The 311-nt window shown below is 36.0% G+C and carries 1 protein-coding gene; it reads left to right on the top strand.

Annotated elements, in window-relative coordinates; genetic code table 11:
• On the top strand, positions 1 to 248 hold a 248-nt coding region (locus NR126_RS29230; RefSeq protein ID WP_256832524.1), incomplete at its 5' end, for a hypothetical protein.
• Between the last annotated feature and the right edge of the window lie 63 nt (positions 249 to 311).

Raw genomic sequence — 311 nt, 5'->3', positions numbered from 1 at the left:
AAAAAAAAAAAAAAAAAAAAACAAAAAAAAAAAAAAAAAAAAACGAAGAAGGGGAGGAGAAAGAGAAGAGGAAAGAAGAGAAAGAAAAAAAAGAAAAAAAAAAGAAGAGAGAGGAGGGGGAGAGGAGGAGGAAAGGAAGAGGGAAGGGAAGAGGAGAAGAAAAAGGGGGGAAAAGAAGGAAGAAAGAAAAGAAGAAAGAGAAAGAAAAGAAAAAGAAGAAAGTTGATGAAGAAAAGGAGAAAAGGTGAGGGAATAGAAGGTGTGGGAATAAAGATGGAAGGACTGCTCGAAATAGTTACGGTAGTCGCCTG

Source organism: Pseudomonas sp. Pse1 (assembly GCF_024519635.1).
Lineage (GTDB): Bacteria > Pseudomonadota > Gammaproteobacteria > Pseudomonadales > Pseudomonadaceae > Aquipseudomonas.
The sequence above is the reverse complement of the archived record's forward strand: the minus strand, read 5'-3'. Positions and strand labels throughout refer to the sequence as shown.